We start from the raw sequence: 18,217 nt of genomic DNA on the forward strand, positions 1-18,217 counted from the left end.
GACTCCTTGAGAGTTTTCAGCTACGAACGAGACGGGCGATCGCGTCGGAGGCCTCGCGGACCTTCTCCTCGGCCTCGGCGCCGCCCTTCTGCGCGGCCTCGACCACGCAGTGCGAGAGGTGCTCGTCGAGCAGCTCGAGCGAGAACGACTGCAGCGCCTTCGTCGCGGCCGACACCTGGGTGAGGATGTCGATGCAGTACTTGTCCTCCTCGACCATCCGCTGCAGACCGCGGATCTGGCCCTCGATCCGCCGCAGCCGCTTCAGGTGGCTGCTCTTCTCGGCGGTGTATCCGTGCACGTGGCCGTCGGCGTCGGTGGTCATCACAAGCTCCTCATCTACCCCTCGGGGGTATGTCGACACACAGAAAAGTACCCCCTATGGGTATCAAGCGCAAGTCCTGCACGGATACCAATAGGGGGTATTTGGCGGCCCCGGTCAGAGACCCGGCCGAGACGTCAGCTCCTGACGCGTCGCCGCCACCACCACCCGAACAGCACGATCCCGAGGGTGAGCGCGGCGGAGGCCGCGCCGATCGCCAGGCCGCGCCGCAGACCCGGCGGAATGAACGTGCACGCGATCCGGTCGGCATTGCCGGTCAGGGGTACGGCGACCAGACCGCCGTAGTCCCGTGGATTCTGAGCCTTTCCGTCCCCGGCCGAGCACTGCCAGCCGGACACCCGCGGCACGGACACCACGGCGTACCCCTTGCTGCCCGGCGGCAGCGTCGCCCGGATCGAGTGACCGCCGGCCTCCACGTCCGTCGCCCCGCTCGCCCGCAGCCGCCGGACCGCCTTCGCCAGGGCTTGCCGATCAAGGCAGCCGACCGCTCCCTTCGGCGGGATGCCCTGCGGAGCGTCGCCGAAGTTGACCTCGATCAGCACGACGCCGGACTTCGGTACGGTGCCCAGCTGGACCATCGCGCTGTTCGTGTTGATACCGGGCCGGCGGGTCGCGGACAGCTCGTGCCAGATGCCGTCGGCCAGCCGCGCCCGGCCGTTCACCCGCGGGAGGTTCAGGAACGCAGTCGTCCCGGGAGTGCAAGCCCCGACCAGCTTCACCTCACCGGTGGCGAACCTGGTGCCCTTGTAGTCGGGGATCTCGTACACCTTGGTCCCGAGCAGCCGCTCCTGGGCGGCGTAGGCGCTCGAGGTGTCGGTCAGGCCGAGATTCCGCCGGACCGTGACGAGCGGGGGTGCCACCGACCGGGTGATGGTAGGGCCGCTGGCCCGCAACTGCAGCCTGGCCCCGACCGCGAAGATCGCATCGGTCACCGGGTTGTCGAGTGTGTGCGACGCGCGGCCGTAGCCGGACCAGCCGAAGCCGAGATCGGTCAACGTCTGGTTCAGCGTGTACGGCAGCAGGCTGCTGTAGAGGCCGGCGCCCTGGCCACCGAGCAGCATCGGATCGTTCGGCGTGATCGACGTGCCCGGTTCGGTCCGGAACTGCGGCCAGTCCTGAGCCGCTGCGACCGTGTCGTGACGCTTGGTCTGCGCGGCGTCCCACGGGCCCTCCGTCGCGCTGAGCACCTTCGCGCGCTCCTCGTCGGTCACCACCGCGGTCCACGTGGTCTCCACGGCGACGACGACCATCAGGACGGCGAAGGCGACCACGACCGGCCACTTGTGCCGGCGCAGGGCCGCGGAACGCCGGACGGCCCAAATGGTGCCGAACGCAACCATAGTCACGGCTCCGGATGCGATCAGGACGGTCATCGCGTGCCGGGTCAGCAACGGACTGCCGATGGACAGCACCGCGATCACGGCCAGCAGCGCGCCGCCGCACAGCACCGCGATCGGGCCGGGCAGGCCGTACGCGACCGCCAACCAACCGAGGACGACGATCACGCCGCAGAGCACGAACGCCTCGCGGTACTGGCTGCCGTTCGGGGTGTCGAAGCCGTGCCACATCTCCTGCGTCGGCGCCCATCGGAAGGAGAGCGTGAGCAGGACCGTCGTCACCACCCAGACCACCTTGGTCCGGAGCGGGACGAAGCGGTTGAACGGCATCGTCAGGGCGAGCAGCAGGGCGACCGTTCCGACGTACAGGCTCGCGGTCCGGCCGACGCCCTCGGACAGCGGGAGCAGGCGGGACAGGAACAGGTCGATCCGCGACGCCTTGAACACACCGGACGGCGACGGCGTTGCGGCGTCGTTGGCGGTGAGGACCGGTAGCAGGATGGGCGCGGCCAGGGCCAGGCCGAGCACGGACGAGATGCCGTGCCGCACCACCACCCGCAGCCGCAGCAGCCAGCTGAGGTCACTGGTCAGCACCCGAGCGAGCAGGAAGATCCCAGCCGCGATCGTTGCCATGTAGGCGGTGTAGAAGTTGGACACCCAGAACACGGCGACCACCAGCACACTGAGTAGCCGGTTGGTCCGGCGCAGTGACCACTCGGCCACCAGGAAGAACATCGGCAGTGCGATCAGGCCGTCCAGCCACATCGGCACGTACGACCCGTCGTCGAGGGCCCAGCCGCAGACGCCGTACGACGCTGCCAAGATCGCCGCAACCCAACGGGGTCCTTTGTGCATCTTCAGGAGTAGGACCGCCATGGCGGCCGCGGCCAGGCTGAGTTTGAGGACGGTGATGACGTAGACCGCCAGGTCGATCTGGTCGCGCGGGAACAGACCCACCAGCAGGGACAACGGGCTGCCGAGATCGACGCCGTAGTCGGCCAGGAAGCCGACGCCGAACGCGCTCTGGAAGTTGAAGAGCAGGTCGCCCTGGGCACGACCGTGCAGGATGTCCCACAGATGAGCGAAGAAAGGGATGTACTGCGTGCCAAGATCGTTGGTACTGCGGGACAGTGAGCCGAAGGGATAGGTTTCGCGGATGATTCCGGACGCGGTGAAGACCGCCGCCACCAGCACGCCGGCGACGAGCGCGGGGAGCAGTGCCGAGCGCCGTCGTACCGCTCTGCTGTCCGAATCCACCGGCCGCCCCTCTGCTCGCCCTGGATGGTGCATATGAGCACAACGATGCGTCTGAGCCTAGTGGTGCCCTGTTACAACGAGGTCGAGGTGGTCACGCGGTTCCACGAGGCGCTCAGCCGCGAGCTGGTCGCGACCGGCCGCCCGTACGAGATCGTGTACGTCGACGACGGCAGTACTGATGGGACGCTCGACGAGCTGGTGAAGTTGGCCGCCGCCGACGAGGCGGTGCGCTACCTGTCCTTCAGCCGGAACTTCGGCAAGGAGGCCGCGATGCTGGCCGGCCTGCGGTACGCGGGAGGCGACGCCGTAGTGATCATGGACGCCGACCTGCAGCACCCGCCGGAGCTGATCGGCCGGATGCTCGAGCAGTACGAGCGCGGCTTCGACCAGGTGATCGCGCGCCGGACCCGGACCGGCGACCCGGCGACCCGGACCCTTTTCGCGCGGACGTACTACTGGCTGATCAACCGCTGGGCCGACGTCGAGCTGGTCGACGGGGTCGGCGACTTCCGGCTGCTGTCGCGGCGAGCGGTCGACGGGCTGCTGGAGCTGGGCGAGTACAACAGGTTCTCCAAGGGGTTGTTCGCCTGGATCGGGTTCGAGTCGATCCTGTTCGAGTACGACAACGTGAAGCAGCCGGACCGGAAGAGCCGGTGGACGTTCCGGCGCCTGCTCGAGTACGGGCTGGACGGGCTGCTGTCGTTCAACAACCGGCCGCTGCGGCTGGCGATCTACGTCGGCCTGCTGCTCACCGCGGTCGCCGCCGGGTACGCCGTCTGGGTGATCGTGAACGCGGTCCTGAACGGGGTCCAGATGCCCGGGTACGTCACGCTGATCGCGGCGATCACCGGGCTCGGCGGGCTGCAGATGGTGATGCTCGGGGTGATCGGCGAGTACATCGGCCGGATCTACTACGAGACCAAGCATCGGCCGCACTACCTGCTCAAGCAGAGCAACATCGACCCGATCGACCGCCCCGCCACCCAGACCCCGCGCAGCCGGCAGCTTCCTTAGGCAGTGTGACCTCAGAACGTGCAGCGGCCCCGGGTGGACGAACCACCCGGGGCCGCTGCGTTGCGTCGTAGCGGCGATCAGGCGATCAGCCGCTCGTCGGTGGAGGTGGAGAACAGGTGCAGCTTGTCCGGCACGGCCGCGAGCCGGATGGTCGAGCCCTTCTCGACCGGCATCCGGGCGTCGATCCGGGCGACGATCTGCTGGTGCTCGTTGTTGTGCTCCGCGGTGCCATACAGGTACGCGTCGGCGCCGAGCTCCTCGACCACGGCGACCTTCACCGGCAGACCCTCGTCGGAGACCTTGAAGGCCTCCGGCCGGACACCCAGGGTCAGGGTCTTGTCGTTGCCGGCCTTCGCCAGGATGGCGCGATCGACCGGGACGGTGTAGTCGCCGAGCTTGGCGCCACCCTCGACCAGGTCCGCCTCGAGCAGGTTCATCGCGGGCGAGCCGATGAAGCCGGCCACGAACTTGTTCTTCGGGGCGTCGTACAGGTTCAGCGGGGTGTCGACCTGCTGGAGCAGACCGTCCTTGAGGACGGCCACCCGGTCGCCCATCGTCATGGCCTCGACCTGGTCGTGCGTGACGTACACGGTCGTGACCCCGAGGCGCTGCTGCAGCTCGGCGATCTGGGTGCGGGTCTGCACGCGCAGCTTGGCGTCGAGGTTCGACAGCGGCTCGTCCATCAGGAAGACCTGCGGGTTACGCACGATCGCGCGACCCATGGCGACACGCTGACGCTGACCACCGGACAGCGCCTTCGGCTTGCGCTCCAGGTACTCCTCCAGGCCGAGCAGCTTGGCCGCCTCCATGACCCGCTTGGCGCGGTCCTCCTTGGAGACACCCTGCATCTTCAGCGCGAAGCCCATGTTGTCCGCGACCGACATGTGCGGGTAGAGCGCGTAGTTCTGGAACACCATCGCGATGTCCCGCTCCTTCGGCGGACGGTGCGTCACGTCGCGGTCGCCGATGTAGATGGAACCCTCGTTGACCTCTTCGAGGCCGGCGAGCATCCGGAGCGAGGTGGACTTGCCGCAGCCCGACGGGCCGACGAGAACCATGAACTCGCCGTCCTCGATCTCGAGGTTCAGCTTGTCGACGGCGGGGGTGTCACCACCCGGGTAGATCCGGGTTGCCGACTTGAAAGACACAGTGGCCATGACGATTACTTCCCTTCACCGGCAGGAACGTGCCGGACGATCCGAGTAAAGGCCCCCGGGCGGGGGTGCGTTCATCCTCGCCCGCCCCGCTCGTCCTGACAAGCTGTACGGCGTGTGACGTGTCCATTCTGTTCACGTAGTGGACAACTGTGCGCAGTCTCAGTCTGCAAGTTCTTGCAGGATCTTGCTGCAACGTCAACCGCCGATGGGTACAGTGCCCCGCGTGAGCAGTAGAGCGAGGCTGGCGGACATCGCAGCCAAGGCGGGGGTCAGCGAGGCGACGGTCTCACGGGTGCTGAACGGCAAGCCGGGGGTGGCGGAGGAGACCAAGCAGTCGGTCCTGACGGCGCTCGACGTCCTCGGGTTCGAGCGGCCGACCCGGTTGCGGCGGCGGTCGGCGGGCCTGATCGGGCTGGTGATGCCGGAGCTGATCAACCCGATCTTCCCGGCGTTCGCCCAGGTGATCGAGTCGGCGCTGTCGCAGCGTGGCTTCACGCCCGTGCTGTGCACGCAGTCGCCGTCCGGCGCGACCGAGGAGGAGTACGTCGAGTTGCTGCTGGAGCGCGGTGTCTCCGGGATCATCTTCGTCTCCGGCCTGCACGCGGACACCGGCGCCGACCACGCCCGCTACCAGGCGCTGGTGGACCGCCGGCTGCCGGTGGTGTTCGTGAACGGCTGGCTGCCCGGGGTGGAGGCGCCGTTCGTGTCGTCCGACGAGTACGCCGCGATGGAGCTGGCCGTCTCGCATTTGGTTGCCCTCGGCCACCGTCGGATCGGGTTCGCGTCCGGGCCGGAGCGGTTCATCGTGGTGCAGCGCAAGCTGGCCGGCTACCGCACCTCGATGAAGGCCCAGCTGGGCGTTTCCGACGAGGACCTGCATCCGTTGGTCGCGTTGAGCATGTTCGGCGTCGAGGGCGGCGCCGCGGCGGCCCAGCAGTTGCTGGACGCCCAGGTCAGCGCGGTCATCTGCGGCTCCGACATGATGGCGCTCGGCGTCATCCGGGCCGCCCGCCAGCGCGGCCTGTCCGTCCCCGGCGACATCTCGGTCGTCGGCTACGACGACGCCCCGATGATGGAGTTCACCGACCCCCCGATGACGACCATCCGCCAACCAGTCCAATCCATGGCCCTGGCCGCCGTCCAGTCTTTGCTTGAGGAGGTCCGCGGCCACACCACACCGCACACGGAGTTCCTGTTCCGGCCGGAGCTCGTCGTCCGGGGGTCCACCGGGCCGGCGCGCTAGGTCCAGTCCTCGCAGGTCTTCGTCTTGAAGTCCTCGAGGGACTCGGACCTGTGTCCTTCCTGCTCGCGCTCCGGCACGAGCACGGTGCCAGGCTTGAGGCCGGACAGATCCCGGTCACTGAAGTCGAGGTGGTTCGCGGACCAGCTGTTGTCGGTCGACCACCCGTAGATCGTGTACTGCTGCTCCGGGTCGCGCCCCTCGAGCTCCCCGACCACAGCCCAGCCGTTCCCGCCGGAGTCCAGGGTGAACTGCGAGAACCCGGTCACCGGAGAGCTGACCTCCCACTTGCCGAGCGTCTCGTCATCCCGATACAGCGTCGCGCCGTCGATGTGCCCCTCGCACATCTGGACGACGATCACAGCTGCGCCCTGGGCGTCGACCGTCACGCCGACGACTCCGCCCGGCGGGACCGTGCAGCTGGTCAGGCCCGCACAGCAGGCTGCCGCGGCGCCCCAGATCCCCACCCACCTACGCACGGGATCAGGGTAGGTGGCGGGAGGGGCATCGTACGCAGAGCTCCGGCCCGGAAGCCGTCCCCTGCCGGGCGGGTTCCGGGCCGGAGGCCTCGGGGTGGTTACTTGGAGATGCGACCTCTCACTTGGAGAGGTGGAAGGCCGCCGTGGGGAGGCTGGCCTTGCCGTTGGCCCAGAGGGCGTTCACCTTGGAGCGCTCGGTGGCGTCCGGGTAGGGGTTGGTGCAGGACGGGCCGGGGCCGCCGCCGGACATCAGTTCGGAGCAGGGGCCGGAGTAGTGGTCGGGCAGGCCGAGCACGTGGCCGGTCTCGTGGGCGGTGATCCGGGTCGGGTCGTACTGCTGCGCCTGGGCGTAGTCGAGGAAGACGTACCCGCTGCCGTGGCCGTCGGTGGACGCGTACGAGCCGCGCGGGTCGTTGCCCTCGGTGTAGTAGAAGTCGTAGTTGCTGCCCTCGACCAGCTTGACGTTGCTGACCGAGGAGTTCCAGATCGACGTGCTCGAGTTGATCTGGGACTGGAAGCTCGGCGCGTCGACGGCGTACGTGACGGTGACGGCCGTGACCTTGCGGCCGGCCTTGGCCTGCTGCGCCATCTTGGCCTGGGCGGACTTCATCACGGCGTCGTAGAACGCCTTGGTGGCCGCTTCGTCCTGCGGCGAACCGACGTACGCGGCCCGGCTGGCGGCGGTCGAGACGGACGAGTCGGTGGCCGGGGCCGAGGCGGTGGGACCGGTGCCGGTGAAGGCGGGGGCGGCGAAGGTGGGGACGGCCAGGGCTGCGGCGGCGAGCCCCGCGAGCGAACTCAGGATACGGCGATGCGACATGGAGGGCCTCACTCCGGTCGGTGGCGGATAGCGACGGGCGGATTACCGTTCGCTACCCCCGGATGGTGCCAAGAGTCCGGGTTCTGCGCACCCGGTCGCGGAAAACCCTGGGGATAACCCGCGAATCACAGCGTCCGTTCTATGCCGGTCATAACCGGATCGGTATGACCCGAACTCCTCCGGTCAGCTCACTCGCCGGGGATGCCCACGTTGAGGAGGCGGGCGCCGGGGCCGCGGTCGGCCAGGCGGTCGGCCTTGTTGTAGAGGTTGCAGCGCTGGAGGCTCAGGCAGCCGCAGCCGATGCAGCTGTCGAGGTCGTCGCGGAGCCGCTCGAGCTCGGAGATCCGCTCGTCGAGCCGGCTGCGCCACGCCTTCGACAACCGGCTCCAGTCCGCCCGGGTCGGGGTCCGGTCGTCGGGCAGCGAGTCCAGCGCCTCCTTGATCTCGGCGAGCGCGAGGCCGACCCGCTGGGCCGCCTGGACGAACGCGATCCGCCGCAAGGTGCTGCGCTGGTACTGCCGCTGGTTGCCGGCCGTCCGCCGTGAGTCGATCAGGCCCTGATCCTCGTAGAACCGCAACGCCGATGCCGCCACTCCGGACCGCTGTGCGATCTCCCCGATCGAGAGCCAATGCTCCTTGCTGGGGACGTTCACCTCTCCCATACGGCCACCCTAGGACGAGGCGCCAGAAACTCAAGCCCACTTGAACTGCGGCCACCTTGTGCACGGGGCAACCATCTGGACCGCGGTTTCGTGGTTGGTGGGTGCTCAAGGTGGAACACCAGTGCGATGGGTGGTCTGGTAGATGGCGGGGTGGTCGGGGGAGGGGTGGGAGTCGGGTATACTTTTCAGGTCGGTGCGCGCGTCGCGTCACCAGAGATTTTCCCCAGGCGCTCCGACCCGTCGGTTTCAGCATCCCGCTGAAGGTCCCCGGCGACATGGGTGCAACGCGATATGCGCCCGCAGGTCGATGCCCGTCTCCTGCTCAGCACGTTCCGTCCGGTCACGTCCGTGACCGGCGCTCGCGTGCGGTTGCGATCCGGCCATTCGTCCGTGACGTTGAGAGAGAGTTTGCGTGACCCAGCACCACCAGGACAATCAGCCGACCGCCGGCGAGCAGGCCGACGGACGGATCAAGAAGCCGCGGCACAAGAAGTTCCAGACCCAGTCGTACGGCGAGCGGATGGCCGCGGACGCCGCCACCACGCCGACCGGCGAGGTGCGCAACGACGCTGCCCGCGGTGAGCGCCGCGGCGGCCCGTCGCAGTACTCCGACCGCGGCGCCCGCACCGGCAGCCGGTCCGACAACGACCGGCGCCCGGTGAAGGGCTACCGCGCCGAGCGCGCGACCCAGCCGGCCCGTTACAACCGCGACGACCGCACCCGCATCGACCGCGGTGAGCGGACGCAGTACGGCGACCGCCCGCAGACCAACCGGGCCGACCGCCCGCAGTACGACCGCACTGACCGCCCGAAGTTCGAGCGGAGCGATCGCCCGCAGTACGACCGCACCGACCGGCCCAAGTTCGAGCGGAGCGACCGGCCGCAGTTCGACCGCGCCGATCGCCCGAAGTTCGAGCGGAGCGAGCGGGCGCCGTACCGGCGCGACGACAAGCAGTACGAGCGGCGGGAGCGTCCGTCGTTCACCGAGACCAAGCGGGACGAGCCGATCGACCTGGGGACCGTTGCTGCGGACAACCAGTTCGCCGCGCTCGGCCTGGCGCCGGGGCTGGTGCAGCGGCTGGCGCGGGACGGGATCACCACCCCGTTCCCGATCCAGACCGCGACCATCCCGGACGCGCTGGCCGGCCGGGACGTCCTCGGCCGCGGTCAGACCGGCTCGGGCAAGACGCTCGGTTTCGGTCTGCCGACGCTGATGCGCCTGGCCGGTGGCCACACGGAGTCGCGCCGGCCGCGCGGCGTCGTACTGGTCCCGACGCGTGAGCTCGCAATGCAGGTTCACGACGCGCTCGAGCCGCTGGCGCACGTGATGAACGTGTCGATCAAGCTGATCGCCGGCGGTCTGCCGTACCCGAAGCAGATCGACGCGCTTCGCCGCGGTGTCGACCTGCTGATCGCGACGCCGGGCCGGTTGATCGACCTGTGCGAGCAGGGCGCGGCCGACCTCGGCGCGGTGGAGATCGCCGTCCTCGACGAGGCCGACCACATGTGCGACATGGGCTTCATGCCGGCGGTCACCACGCTGCTCGACATGACGCCGCCGGAAGGCCAGCGCCTGCTGTTCTCGGCGACGCTGGACAACGACGTCGACAAGATCGTGAAGACCTACCTGAAGGACCCGGTGCAGCACTCGACCGAGTCCGGCCAGGCGTCGGTGAGCACGATGGAGCACCACCTGCTGGTGATCGAGCCGGGGCACAAGCAGTCGCTGACGGCCGAGCTGGCCAGCCGCGACGGCCGGACCATCGTGTTCGTCCGCACCAAGCTGGGCGCCGACCGCGTCGCCACCCAGTTGCGCGATCGTGGCGTGATGGCCGCGGCACTGCACGGGGGCCTGACCCAGGGTGTCCGGAACCGGACGCTGGACCAGTTCAAGGACGGTTCGGTGCCGGTGCTCGTGGCAACGGATGTGGCGGCCCGCGGTATCCACGTCGACGACGTCGGCCTGGTGGTTCAGGCCGACCCGCCGGCCGAGCACAAGGACTACCTGCACCGTGCCGGCCGGACGGCGCGCGCCGGTGGCAAGGGTGCCGTCGTCACGCTCGTCCTGCCGCACCAGCGGCGCGGGATGATGCGGATGGCCGAGACCGCCGGCGTCAAGGCCGAGCCGGTTCGGGCCCGTCCGGGCGACGACCTCGTCACCGAGCTGACCGGCGGCACCAAGCCGTCCGGGTACCCGGTGAAGCTGCCGGCCCCGAAGCCGCAGCGGTTCTCCAAGGGCGGTGGCAAGGGCGGCAAGCGCTACGGCAGCGGCCGTCCGGGCAACCGCGGCAGCAACGGACCCCGTCGTACCGAGCGGAAGTCCTACCAGCACTGAGGCAACTGAAAGGGCCCGGTTCTCCTGTAATCCAAGGGGAACCGGGCCTTTCGCCTACGTCAGGATCGCCCAGAGCCTGGCCAGGACGGTCGCGATCTCGTCCGCGTCGAGCGGAATGAGTTCGAGCATCAACTCGTCGTCGGCGACCCGGTCGGTCATCACATAGATCGGCGGCACCCCGGCCTCGAGTTCGGTCGCGACCCGCTTGGCGTCCTTCACCTTCAGCAGTACGCGCGACACCTGCAGCCCGGTCGGATCCGGGACCACCTCGGCCGAGACCTCCGGGATCCGCGCGGCAGCCTCGGCGAACGCGAGCACCTTGGCCAGCTCGTCGGCTTCCCATTTCATCCGATCGAAGGCCTGCCACTCCTCGAGCGCCGCGATGACGCCGATGATGGCCTCCTTGGTCGGCTTCATCACCCGGCCGATGCCCTTCTCCTGCGCGCGCACCGCCTGGACCAGCGGCCAGGTGCCGGCGACCAGGCCGGCGGTGGGGGAGCCGAGGTACTTCTGTCCGCTGACCAGCACCAGGTCCGCGCCGGTTGCCAGCAGGTCCGCGATCCGCGGGAACTGGGCGGCGCCGTCGATGATCGCGGGGACGCCGCGACGGTGTGCGGCCCGTACGGCGGCGACCAGGTCTAGCGGCTCGCCCTGCGTCAGCCGGGACGAGACCAGGAACAGGCAACTGACGTCCGGACCGTCGAGCTCCTCCTCCAGATCCCCGATGCTGCAACGGGTTTCGTCGCCGGCCAGATCCACCTGCGCGCCGGACAGCCGGATGCCCTGCAGGTTGGAATGCCCGTAGTCGACCACGTGGCAGGCCGGCATCACGACCCGGTGGTGCATGTCCGTTGCGTCCGGCAACGCCGCGATCCGGCGCGAGTCTCCGCCGGTCATGGTGGCCGCGACCGCGAGCGTGATGCCGGCCGCGGTGCAGTGGACGACCGCGCCTGCCTGCGCGCCGGTCACCTGGGCGATGGCCTCGCTGGCGCGGTCGCCGAGCTCGTCCATCACGAAGAATTCGGGTAATGCCTGTGCGACGGCCGTCGCCACCCCGTCGGAACTCCGCGACACCCCCAGTGGCGTGAAAGTCCCCTTGGCGTTGATCACCACACTCAACCGATAACGCTCATGGATGCTCATGGTGCTGCTCACAGTAGTGGTGACTGTCAGTACTTGGACAGTACCTGAGCCAATCCGACCTCTTGACCCGAAGCTACTGGTGAGTCATTCTCATTTTCACCCCGACCGAGGGAGGATTCCGTGCCCCGCCCCGCACCCAGAACCCGCGCCCTTCGTACCATCGCCGCGCTGGCCGTCACCGCCGTACTGGCCGCCCTGCCGACCCCCACCCACGCGACGCCGGAAGCGGCCGCGGCCACCCCGGCCGACTACTGCGCCGGGCAGTGCCGCGACATCCTGCCGCCCGGGCAGAACGGCAACGCGACCTTCACGGATCTCCTTGCTTTCAAGGCTTTGGGGATCAGACCGGCCCATTTCAGCGACACCGTGAAGCCGTATCAGGACCTGGTCTGGAACTCGCAGGGCATCACCGACGACGGCCTCGCGCCGTACTACGACGACTCGTCGCTCGGGGTGAAACCGGGCGATGTGGCGAGCACGATCCATCCGCGCGCGGATGTGACGATCGTGCGGGACAAGTCCCGCGGGATCCCGCACATCACCGGCACCACCCGGCAGGGCGTGATGTTCGGCGCCGGGTACGCCGGCGCGCAGGACCGGCTGTTCGTGATGGACGTGTTCCGGCACCTCGGCCGCGGTCAGCTGACCCCGTTCGCGGGTGGTGCGGCGGCGAACCGCGCGTTCGAGCAGGAGTTCTGGCGGACCGCGCCGTACACCGAGGCCGATCTGCAGCGGCAGTACGACGACGCCGACGAGTTGTACGGCGCCGACGGCGTGAAGATGCAGCAGGACATCCAGGCCTGGGTGGACGGCGTCAACAACTACATCACCACGGTCGGCATCGCGTACCCCGGTGAGTACGTCGCGCTCGGCCTCGACTGGCCGACGCAGCCGTGGAAGGTGACCGACGTGGTCGCCACGGCCGCTGTGGTCGCGGGAATCTTCGGCACCGGCGGCGGCCAGGAAGTCACGTCGGCCTTGGCGTTGCTCGAGGCACAGGCGAAGTACGGCGTTGCCGAAGGCACCAAGGTGTGGGAGTCGTTCCGCTCGCAGAACGACCCGGAAGCGAGTACGACGGTGCACAACGGTACGACGTTCCCGTACGGCACGACCGGTCCGGACCCGGCCGGTCGCGCGATGCCCGACCGCGGCTCGGTCACTCCCGAACCCGAGGTGATCGACCAGACCGTCAACGCCAAGGCCGCGGCGAAGCCCGCACCGAAGGAGTCGGAAGCGCTCCAGGGGATCTTCGATGGCGGCCTGTTCCCCGAGGGCTTCGGGAAGAAGGGCATGTCGAACGCGTTGCTCGTCTCCGGCGCCCACACCGAGAGCGGGAACCCGGTCGCGGTCTACGGCCCACAGACCGGGTATTTCGCGCCACAGTTGCTGATGCGCCAGGAGCTCCAAGGCCCGGGCGTCAGCTCGCGCGGCATCGCGTTCGCCGGGCTCAACTTCTACACGCTGATCGGGCGCGGCCCCGACTACTCGTGGAGCGCGACGTCGGCGGGGCAGGACATCACCGACACCTTCGCCGTACCGCTGTGTGAGCCGGGCGGCGGGACGCCGACGAAGAACTCGCAGTACTACGAGTTCCGCGGGCAGTGTGTCCCGATCGAGCGGCTCGAACGGCACAACGCGTGGTACTCCAGCCTCGGGTCGTCGGAGCCGGCCGGGTCCTACACGCTGGTTGCCCTGCGCACCAAGTACGGGATCGTCACGGATCGCGGCACGGTCGGCGGCCGCCCGGTGGTGTTCACCAGGAACCGATCGACGTACGGGAACGAAGCCGGGTCCGCGCTGGGCTTCATGCAGTTCAACGACCCAGACCGCATTCACTCGGCGGCAGACTTCCAGCAGGCGGCCGCCAACATCGGGTACACGTTCAACTGGTTCTACGCGGACAAGTCCTCGATCGCGTACTTCAACTCCGGTGACAACCCGGTCCGCGCGGCCGGCGCCGACCCGAACCTGCCGACCTGGAGCTCCTACGAGTGGCAGGGCTGGAACCCGGTGACCAATCGGGCCACGTACACCCCGCCCGCGCAGCACCCGCAGGTCGTCAACCAGGACTACCTGACCAGCTGGAACAACAAGCAGGCGCCCGGATTCTCCGCGTCCGACGGTCAGTGGGGATACAACTCGGTCTATCGCAGCCAGCCGCTCGACGACCGGATCAAGGTGGTCATCAACAGCGGCCAGAAATTCACCCGCGGCAAGTTGGTCGAGGCGATGGAGGACGCTGCCACCGTCGACCTCCGGGGCGATCAGGTGCTGCCTTACTTACTTCGTGTACTGAAGTCGGCCCCGATCACAGATCCGGCCGTCGCCGACGCGGTCGCCAAGCTCACCGCGTGGCAGCAGGCCGGCAGTCACCGCAAGACGCCGAACGCGTCCTCGAAGACGTACGACAACGCCGACGCAATCCGGATCCTCGACGCGTGGTGGCCGTTGCTGGTCCCGGCCGAGTTCAAAGACCTCGGGCCCGACCTGTACGGCGCTCTGGTCGCGAACCTGAAGATCGACGAGCGGCCGAGTGCGCAGGGCTCCGCGTTCCAGAGCGGGTGGTGGGGTTTCGTTCAGCGCGACCTGCGCAAGGTGCTCGGGGATCCAGTGAAGACGCCACAGCCGGTCACCTTCTGCGGCGGTGGTTCACTGGCCGCGTGCCGGTCGGTGCTCACCAACTCCTTGCTGGCGGCAACCAAGGTGCCGGCGGCGACGACGTACCCGGCGACTGCGGACTGTGCGGTGGGCGATCAGTTCTGCGCGGACCAGATCGTGCACCAGCCGATGGGTGGGATCACCCAGGACCGCATCGCCTGGGTCAACCGGCCGACGTACCAGCAGGTGGTCGAGTTCCCGGCACGGCGTGGTGACGATGTCAGCAACCTCGCCGCCGGGAAGACCGCGACCGCGAGCAGCTACGAGACGGGATGGTTCAACTCGCCGCCGGCGCACGCGGTCGACGGGAAGCTCGACACCCGATGGGCCAGCGACTGGTCGGACCCGCAGTGGTTGAAGGTTGACCTCGGCAACGAGCAGCCGGTCGGGCGGGTGGTGCTGAACTGGGAGGCGGCGTACGCGAAGTCGTACCGGGTGGAGGTGTCCCGGGACGGGACGAACTGGCAGCAGGTGTACGCGACGACCACGGGGAACGGGGGCGAGGATGTGCTGCGATTCGGCGCCGTTCCGGCGCGGTATGTCCGGGTCACCGGGACGCAGCGGGCGACGTCGTACGGGTACTCGCTCTATGAGCTTCAGGTCTTCCGTCAGTGAGCACCACAGGCCTGTCAGGATGAGCGTATGACGCAGAACTATCCTCCGAACCCGAACCCGAACCCGAACCAGCCGTACCCGCCGCAGCAGGGTTACCAGCAGGGTCCGCCGCCGGGCTATGCACCGCCGCAGGGGTACCAGCAGGGTCCGCCGCAGGTGGCTCCGCAGGGTTCGCCGTACCCGGTGCTCGTCTCGACGATGAACGACCTGCCCGGGTACACCGCGGACAAGGTGTTCGGCGAGGTCTTCGGGCTGACCGTGCGAAGCCGTGACTTCGGGTCGAACTTCACCGCGAGCTTCCGGTCGCTCGGCGGTGGCGAGGTGCCGGAGTACACCCAGATGCTGGCCGAGTCGCGGCACGTCGCGGTGATGCGGATGTGCCAGATGGCACAGCAGCTGGGCGCCAACGCGATCCTGGCGATGCGGTTCGACTGCAACGAGATCGCGCAGACGATGAGTGAGGTGGCGGCGTACGGCACGGCCGTGATCGTGCGGAAGGTCGAGCCGCCGCGGGTTCAGGACAGCAAGCCCGATGAGGATGATGCGAATGACAGGTGACTTGACGTTTCCGCCCGGATTCCAGTGGGGGGTCTCGACGTCGGCGTACCAGATCGAGGGTGCCGTGGCCGAGGGCGGCCGCGGTCCCTCCACCTGGGACACGTTCTGCGCCGAGCCCGGCCGGATCAGGGGAGGCGACACCGGCGCGGTCGCGTGCGACCACTACCACCGGTACGCCGAGGACGTCGCGCTGATGCGTGAGCTGGGGGTGGACACGTACCGGTTCTCGTTCTCCTGGCCGCGGATCCAGCCGTCAGGGAGCGGGCCGGCGGCGGCAGCCGGTATGGACTTCTACGACCGGCTGATCGACACGCTGCTCGGCGCCGGGATCCGGCCGGCGCCGACGCTGTACCACTGGGACACGCCGCAGCCGCTGGAGGACGCGGATGGGTGGCTGTCTCGGGATATCTGTGATCGCTTCGCGGACTATGCGGCGCTGCTGGCCGCGCGGTTCGCGGACCGGGTGCCGCAGTGGATCACGATCAACGAGCCGATGGTGCTCACCTTGATGGGCTATTCGCTCGGTGCACACGCGCCCGGGAAGGAACTGCTGTTCGACGCGCTCCCGGTCGCGCATCATCAGTTGCTCGCGCACGGCCGCGCGGTGCAGGCGTTGCGCGCGGCTGGGGCGACCGAGATCGGCATCGCCTCCAACCATGCGCCGACCTGGCCGGCCAGTGACAGCGTCGAGGACAAGGAAGCGGCCGGGCTGTACGACAACCTGATCAACTGGCTGTTCGCCGATCCGGTCCTGCTCGGGACATATCCGCCGGGCTTCGAGGCCGCGATGCCCGGACCCGTCGTCGACGACCTGACCGTCATCTCCACCCCGATCGACTTCTTCGGCATCAATCACTACGCACCCGTGTCCGTCGGCGCCGCAACCGGCCAGGCCGACACCGCCGCGACCGACGGCATCCAACTCCCGCCCGGCCTGCCCTTCGAACCACGCCAGCTCACCGGCTACCCGACCACCGACTTCGGCTGGCCGGTGGTGCCCGCCGCGTTCGGCGAGATCCTGCGGATCTTCAAGGACCGGTACGGCGATCGGCTGCCACCCCTCTACATCACCGAGAACGGGTGCGCGGTCAACGACGATCCCGTCGACGGGGTGGTGTCCGACCAGCGGCGGATCGACTATCTGGACGGGTATCTGCGATCGTTGCGCGCGGCAATGGACGACGGGATCGACGTCCGCGGATACTTCCAGTGGTCGTTGCTGGACAACTTCGAGTGGGCCGCAGGGTACTCGCAGCGGTTCGGCCTGGTGCACGTCGACTTCGACACGCAGGTGCGGACTCCGAAAGCGTCGTACCACTGGTTTCGTGACGTGATCGCCCAGAGCCGGCCATGATTCCGGAGCCGGGGGTGGTGCCGGCGGCTCTCGCGGAACCGACCATACCCGTCCGGGCGCGGTGGACGGCGGCCGTCGTACTGGCGAACGTGGGGGTGTTCGCGGCGTGGCTCGGGCCGATCCAGGTGCTGCTCGCGAAGCAGTCGGAGGCAGTTGCTCCGGGCAACAAGGAGTTCGTGTTCGGGCTGGTCACCGGGGTCGGCGCGGCGGTGTCGGTGGTCGCGAATCCGGCGTTCGGGGCGATCTCGGACCGGACCCTGTCGCGGCACGGGCGCCGGGTGCCGTGGGTGGCGGCGGGTGCGCTGGGAGGCGCTGCCGGGCTGTTCGTCCTGGCCGGGGCGGACGTGATCGGGCTGATGCTGCTCGGTTGGTGCCTGATGCAACTGTTCGGGAACGCGCTGCTGGCGGCCATCACCGCGACTGTGCCGGACCGCGTCCCGGTCTCGCAGCGTGGCGTGGTCGGTGGGTGGGTGGCGATCTCGCAGGTACTCGGTGCGCTGGTCGGGACCGCGCTGGCCACTGCCGCGGGCGGGATCGGCCTCGGGTACGTCGCGTGTGCGGTCTTCCTGCTGTTGTCCGTCGTACCGTATCTGTGGCGGAGCGGGGACTCCCGGCTGGCGCAGCGGCCGCCGCTCGTGGTGCGGGACTTCCTCCGCGGGTTCTGGATCAGCCCGCGCCGGTATCCGGATTTCGGGTGGGCGTGGCTGACCCGCTTCCTGTTCAACGTGGGGAACGCGCTGGGGACGCTGTACCTCTTCTACTACCTGCAGGATGAGGTCGGCGTCGATGATCCGGACACCGGCGTACTGATCCTGACCGCGATCTACAGCGTCTGCGTGCTGTGCACCGCGATCGGGTGCGGGAAGTGGTCGGATTCCGTTGCCCGGCGCAAGGTCTTCGTCACCGGCTCCGGCCTGGTGATGGCCGCGGCGGGCGTCGTCCTCGCCGTCTGGCCGACCTGGCCCGGCGCCATCACCGGCGCGATCATCCTCGGCGCCGGCTTCGGCGTCTACCTCTCCGTCGACTTCGCCCTGCTCACCGAGGTCCTCCCCAGCGCCCGGGATCGCGCCAAAGACCTCGGCGTCATCAACATCGCCAACTCTCTTCCCCAGGTCCTCGCCCCCGCTATCGCCGCCCCGATCGTCAAACACCTCGGTGGCTACCCCGTCCTCTACCTCCTAGCCTCCATCGTCACCGCCCTGGCCGCCGTACTCGTCCGCCAGATCCGCTCAGTCGATTGAACGCTGG

The 18,217-nt window shown here is 68.8% G+C and carries 14 protein-coding genes; 7 read left to right on the plus strand and 7 right to left on the minus strand.

All coding sequences use genetic code 11. The features are described from left to right. Window positions 1–16: 16 nt before the first annotated feature. Both OG555_RS18320 and OG555_RS18325 read right to left on the minus strand, forming a co-directional pair. A complete protein-coding gene (locus OG555_RS18320) occupies window positions 17–322 on the minus strand; it encodes a metal-sensitive transcriptional regulator (protein WP_405071092.1) in 306 nt (101 codons plus the stop codon). A 134-nt stretch (window positions 323–456) separates the two neighbouring features. Next, complete coding sequence (locus OG555_RS18325) at window positions 457–2,934, minus strand: YfhO family protein (protein WP_329484115.1); 2,478 nt, start codon at window positions 2,932–2,934, stop codon at window positions 457–459. 45 nt (window positions 2,935–2,979) lie between these two features. Between OG555_RS18325 and OG555_RS18330 the strand changes: the two genes are divergently transcribed. After that, window positions 2,980–3,948: a glycosyltransferase family 2 protein gene (locus OG555_RS18330; RefSeq protein WP_329484116.1), complete on the plus strand. Its 969-nt coding sequence runs from the start codon at window positions 2,980–2,982 to the stop codon at window positions 3,946–3,948. Window positions 3,949–4,025: 77 nt separating this feature from the next. On the opposite strand, the gene OG555_RS18335 is transcribed toward OG555_RS18330, so the two are convergent. Continuing rightward, window positions 4,026–5,105: an ABC transporter ATP-binding protein gene (locus OG555_RS18335; protein WP_329484117.1), complete on the minus strand. Its 1,080-nt coding sequence runs from the start codon at window positions 5,103–5,105 to the stop codon at window positions 4,026–4,028. A 205-nt stretch (window positions 5,106–5,310) separates the two neighbouring features. Here OG555_RS18335 and OG555_RS18340 point away from each other — a divergent pair, with 205 nt between their 5' ends. Further along, entirely contained in the window at window positions 5,311–6,348 is a 1,038-nt protein-coding gene (locus OG555_RS18340; RefSeq protein ID WP_329484118.1) for a LacI family DNA-binding transcriptional regulator, read from the plus strand. On the opposite strand, the gene OG555_RS18345 is transcribed toward OG555_RS18340, so the two are convergent. From OG555_RS18345 to soxR, 3 genes are all read right to left on the minus strand, one after another. Beyond that, the gene (locus OG555_RS18345) at window positions 6,345–6,824 is read right to left on the minus strand and encodes a hypothetical protein (RefSeq protein ID WP_329484119.1); all 480 of its coding nucleotides are present in this window, start codon (window positions 6,822–6,824) and stop codon (window positions 6,345–6,347) included. The genes OG555_RS18340 and OG555_RS18345 overlap by 4 nt on opposite strands. 118 nt (window positions 6,825–6,942) lie before the next feature. Continuing rightward, window positions 6,943–7,644: a snapalysin gene (gene snpA, locus OG555_RS18350; protein ID WP_329484120.1), complete on the minus strand. Its 702-nt coding sequence runs from the start codon at window positions 7,642–7,644 to the stop codon at window positions 6,943–6,945. A gap of 188 nt (window positions 7,645–7,832) precedes the next feature. Then, window positions 7,833–8,306, minus strand: coding sequence for a redox-sensitive transcriptional activator SoxR (soxR, locus tag OG555_RS18355; protein ID WP_329484121.1), 474 nt, complete (start codon window positions 8,304–8,306; stop codon window positions 7,833–7,835). Window positions 8,307–8,718: 412 nt separating this feature from the next. On the opposite strand from soxR, the gene OG555_RS18360 reads away from it, so the two are divergent. After that, window positions 8,719–10,641: a DEAD/DEAH box helicase gene (locus OG555_RS18360; protein WP_329484122.1), complete on the plus strand. Its 1,923-nt coding sequence runs from the start codon at window positions 8,719–8,721 to the stop codon at window positions 10,639–10,641. 54 nt (window positions 10,642–10,695) lie between these two features. Here OG555_RS18360 and OG555_RS18365 read toward each other — a convergent pair whose 3' ends face one another. Beyond that, window positions 10,696–11,784 (minus strand): aminotransferase class V-fold PLP-dependent enzyme, encoded by a 1,089-nt coding sequence (locus OG555_RS18365; RefSeq protein ID WP_329484123.1) that lies wholly within the window; start codon window positions 11,782–11,784, stop codon window positions 10,696–10,698. 120 nt (window positions 11,785–11,904) lie between these two features. On the opposite strand from OG555_RS18365, the gene OG555_RS18370 reads away from it, so the two are divergent. From OG555_RS18370 to OG555_RS18385, 4 genes are read left to right on the plus strand one after another with little or no spacing between them, the layout of a single operon-like run. After that, a complete protein-coding gene (locus tag OG555_RS18370; RefSeq protein WP_329484124.1) occupies window positions 11,905–15,057 on the plus strand; it encodes a penicillin acylase family protein in 3,153 nt (1,050 codons plus the stop codon). A 27-nt stretch (window positions 15,058–15,084) separates the two neighbouring features. Continuing rightward, window positions 15,085–15,615 (plus strand): YbjQ family protein, encoded by a 531-nt coding sequence (locus tag OG555_RS18375; protein WP_329484125.1) that lies wholly within the window; start codon window positions 15,085–15,087, stop codon window positions 15,613–15,615. Beyond that, window positions 15,605–16,969: a GH1 family beta-glucosidase gene (locus OG555_RS18380; RefSeq protein ID WP_329484126.1), complete on the plus strand. Its 1,365-nt coding sequence runs from the start codon at window positions 15,605–15,607 to the stop codon at window positions 16,967–16,969. Before OG555_RS18375 ends, OG555_RS18380 begins: the two co-directional genes overlap by 11 nt. After that, a complete protein-coding gene (locus OG555_RS18385; RefSeq protein WP_329484127.1) occupies window positions 16,966–18,210 on the plus strand; it encodes an MFS transporter in 1,245 nt (414 codons plus the stop codon). Before OG555_RS18380 ends, OG555_RS18385 begins: the two co-directional genes overlap by 4 nt. Window positions 18,211–18,217: the final 7 nt, after the last annotated feature.

The sequence above is a fragment of the Kribbella sp. NBC_01484 genome (assembly GCF_036227145.1).
GTDB lineage: Bacteria > Actinomycetota > Actinomycetes > Propionibacteriales > Kribbellaceae > Kribbella.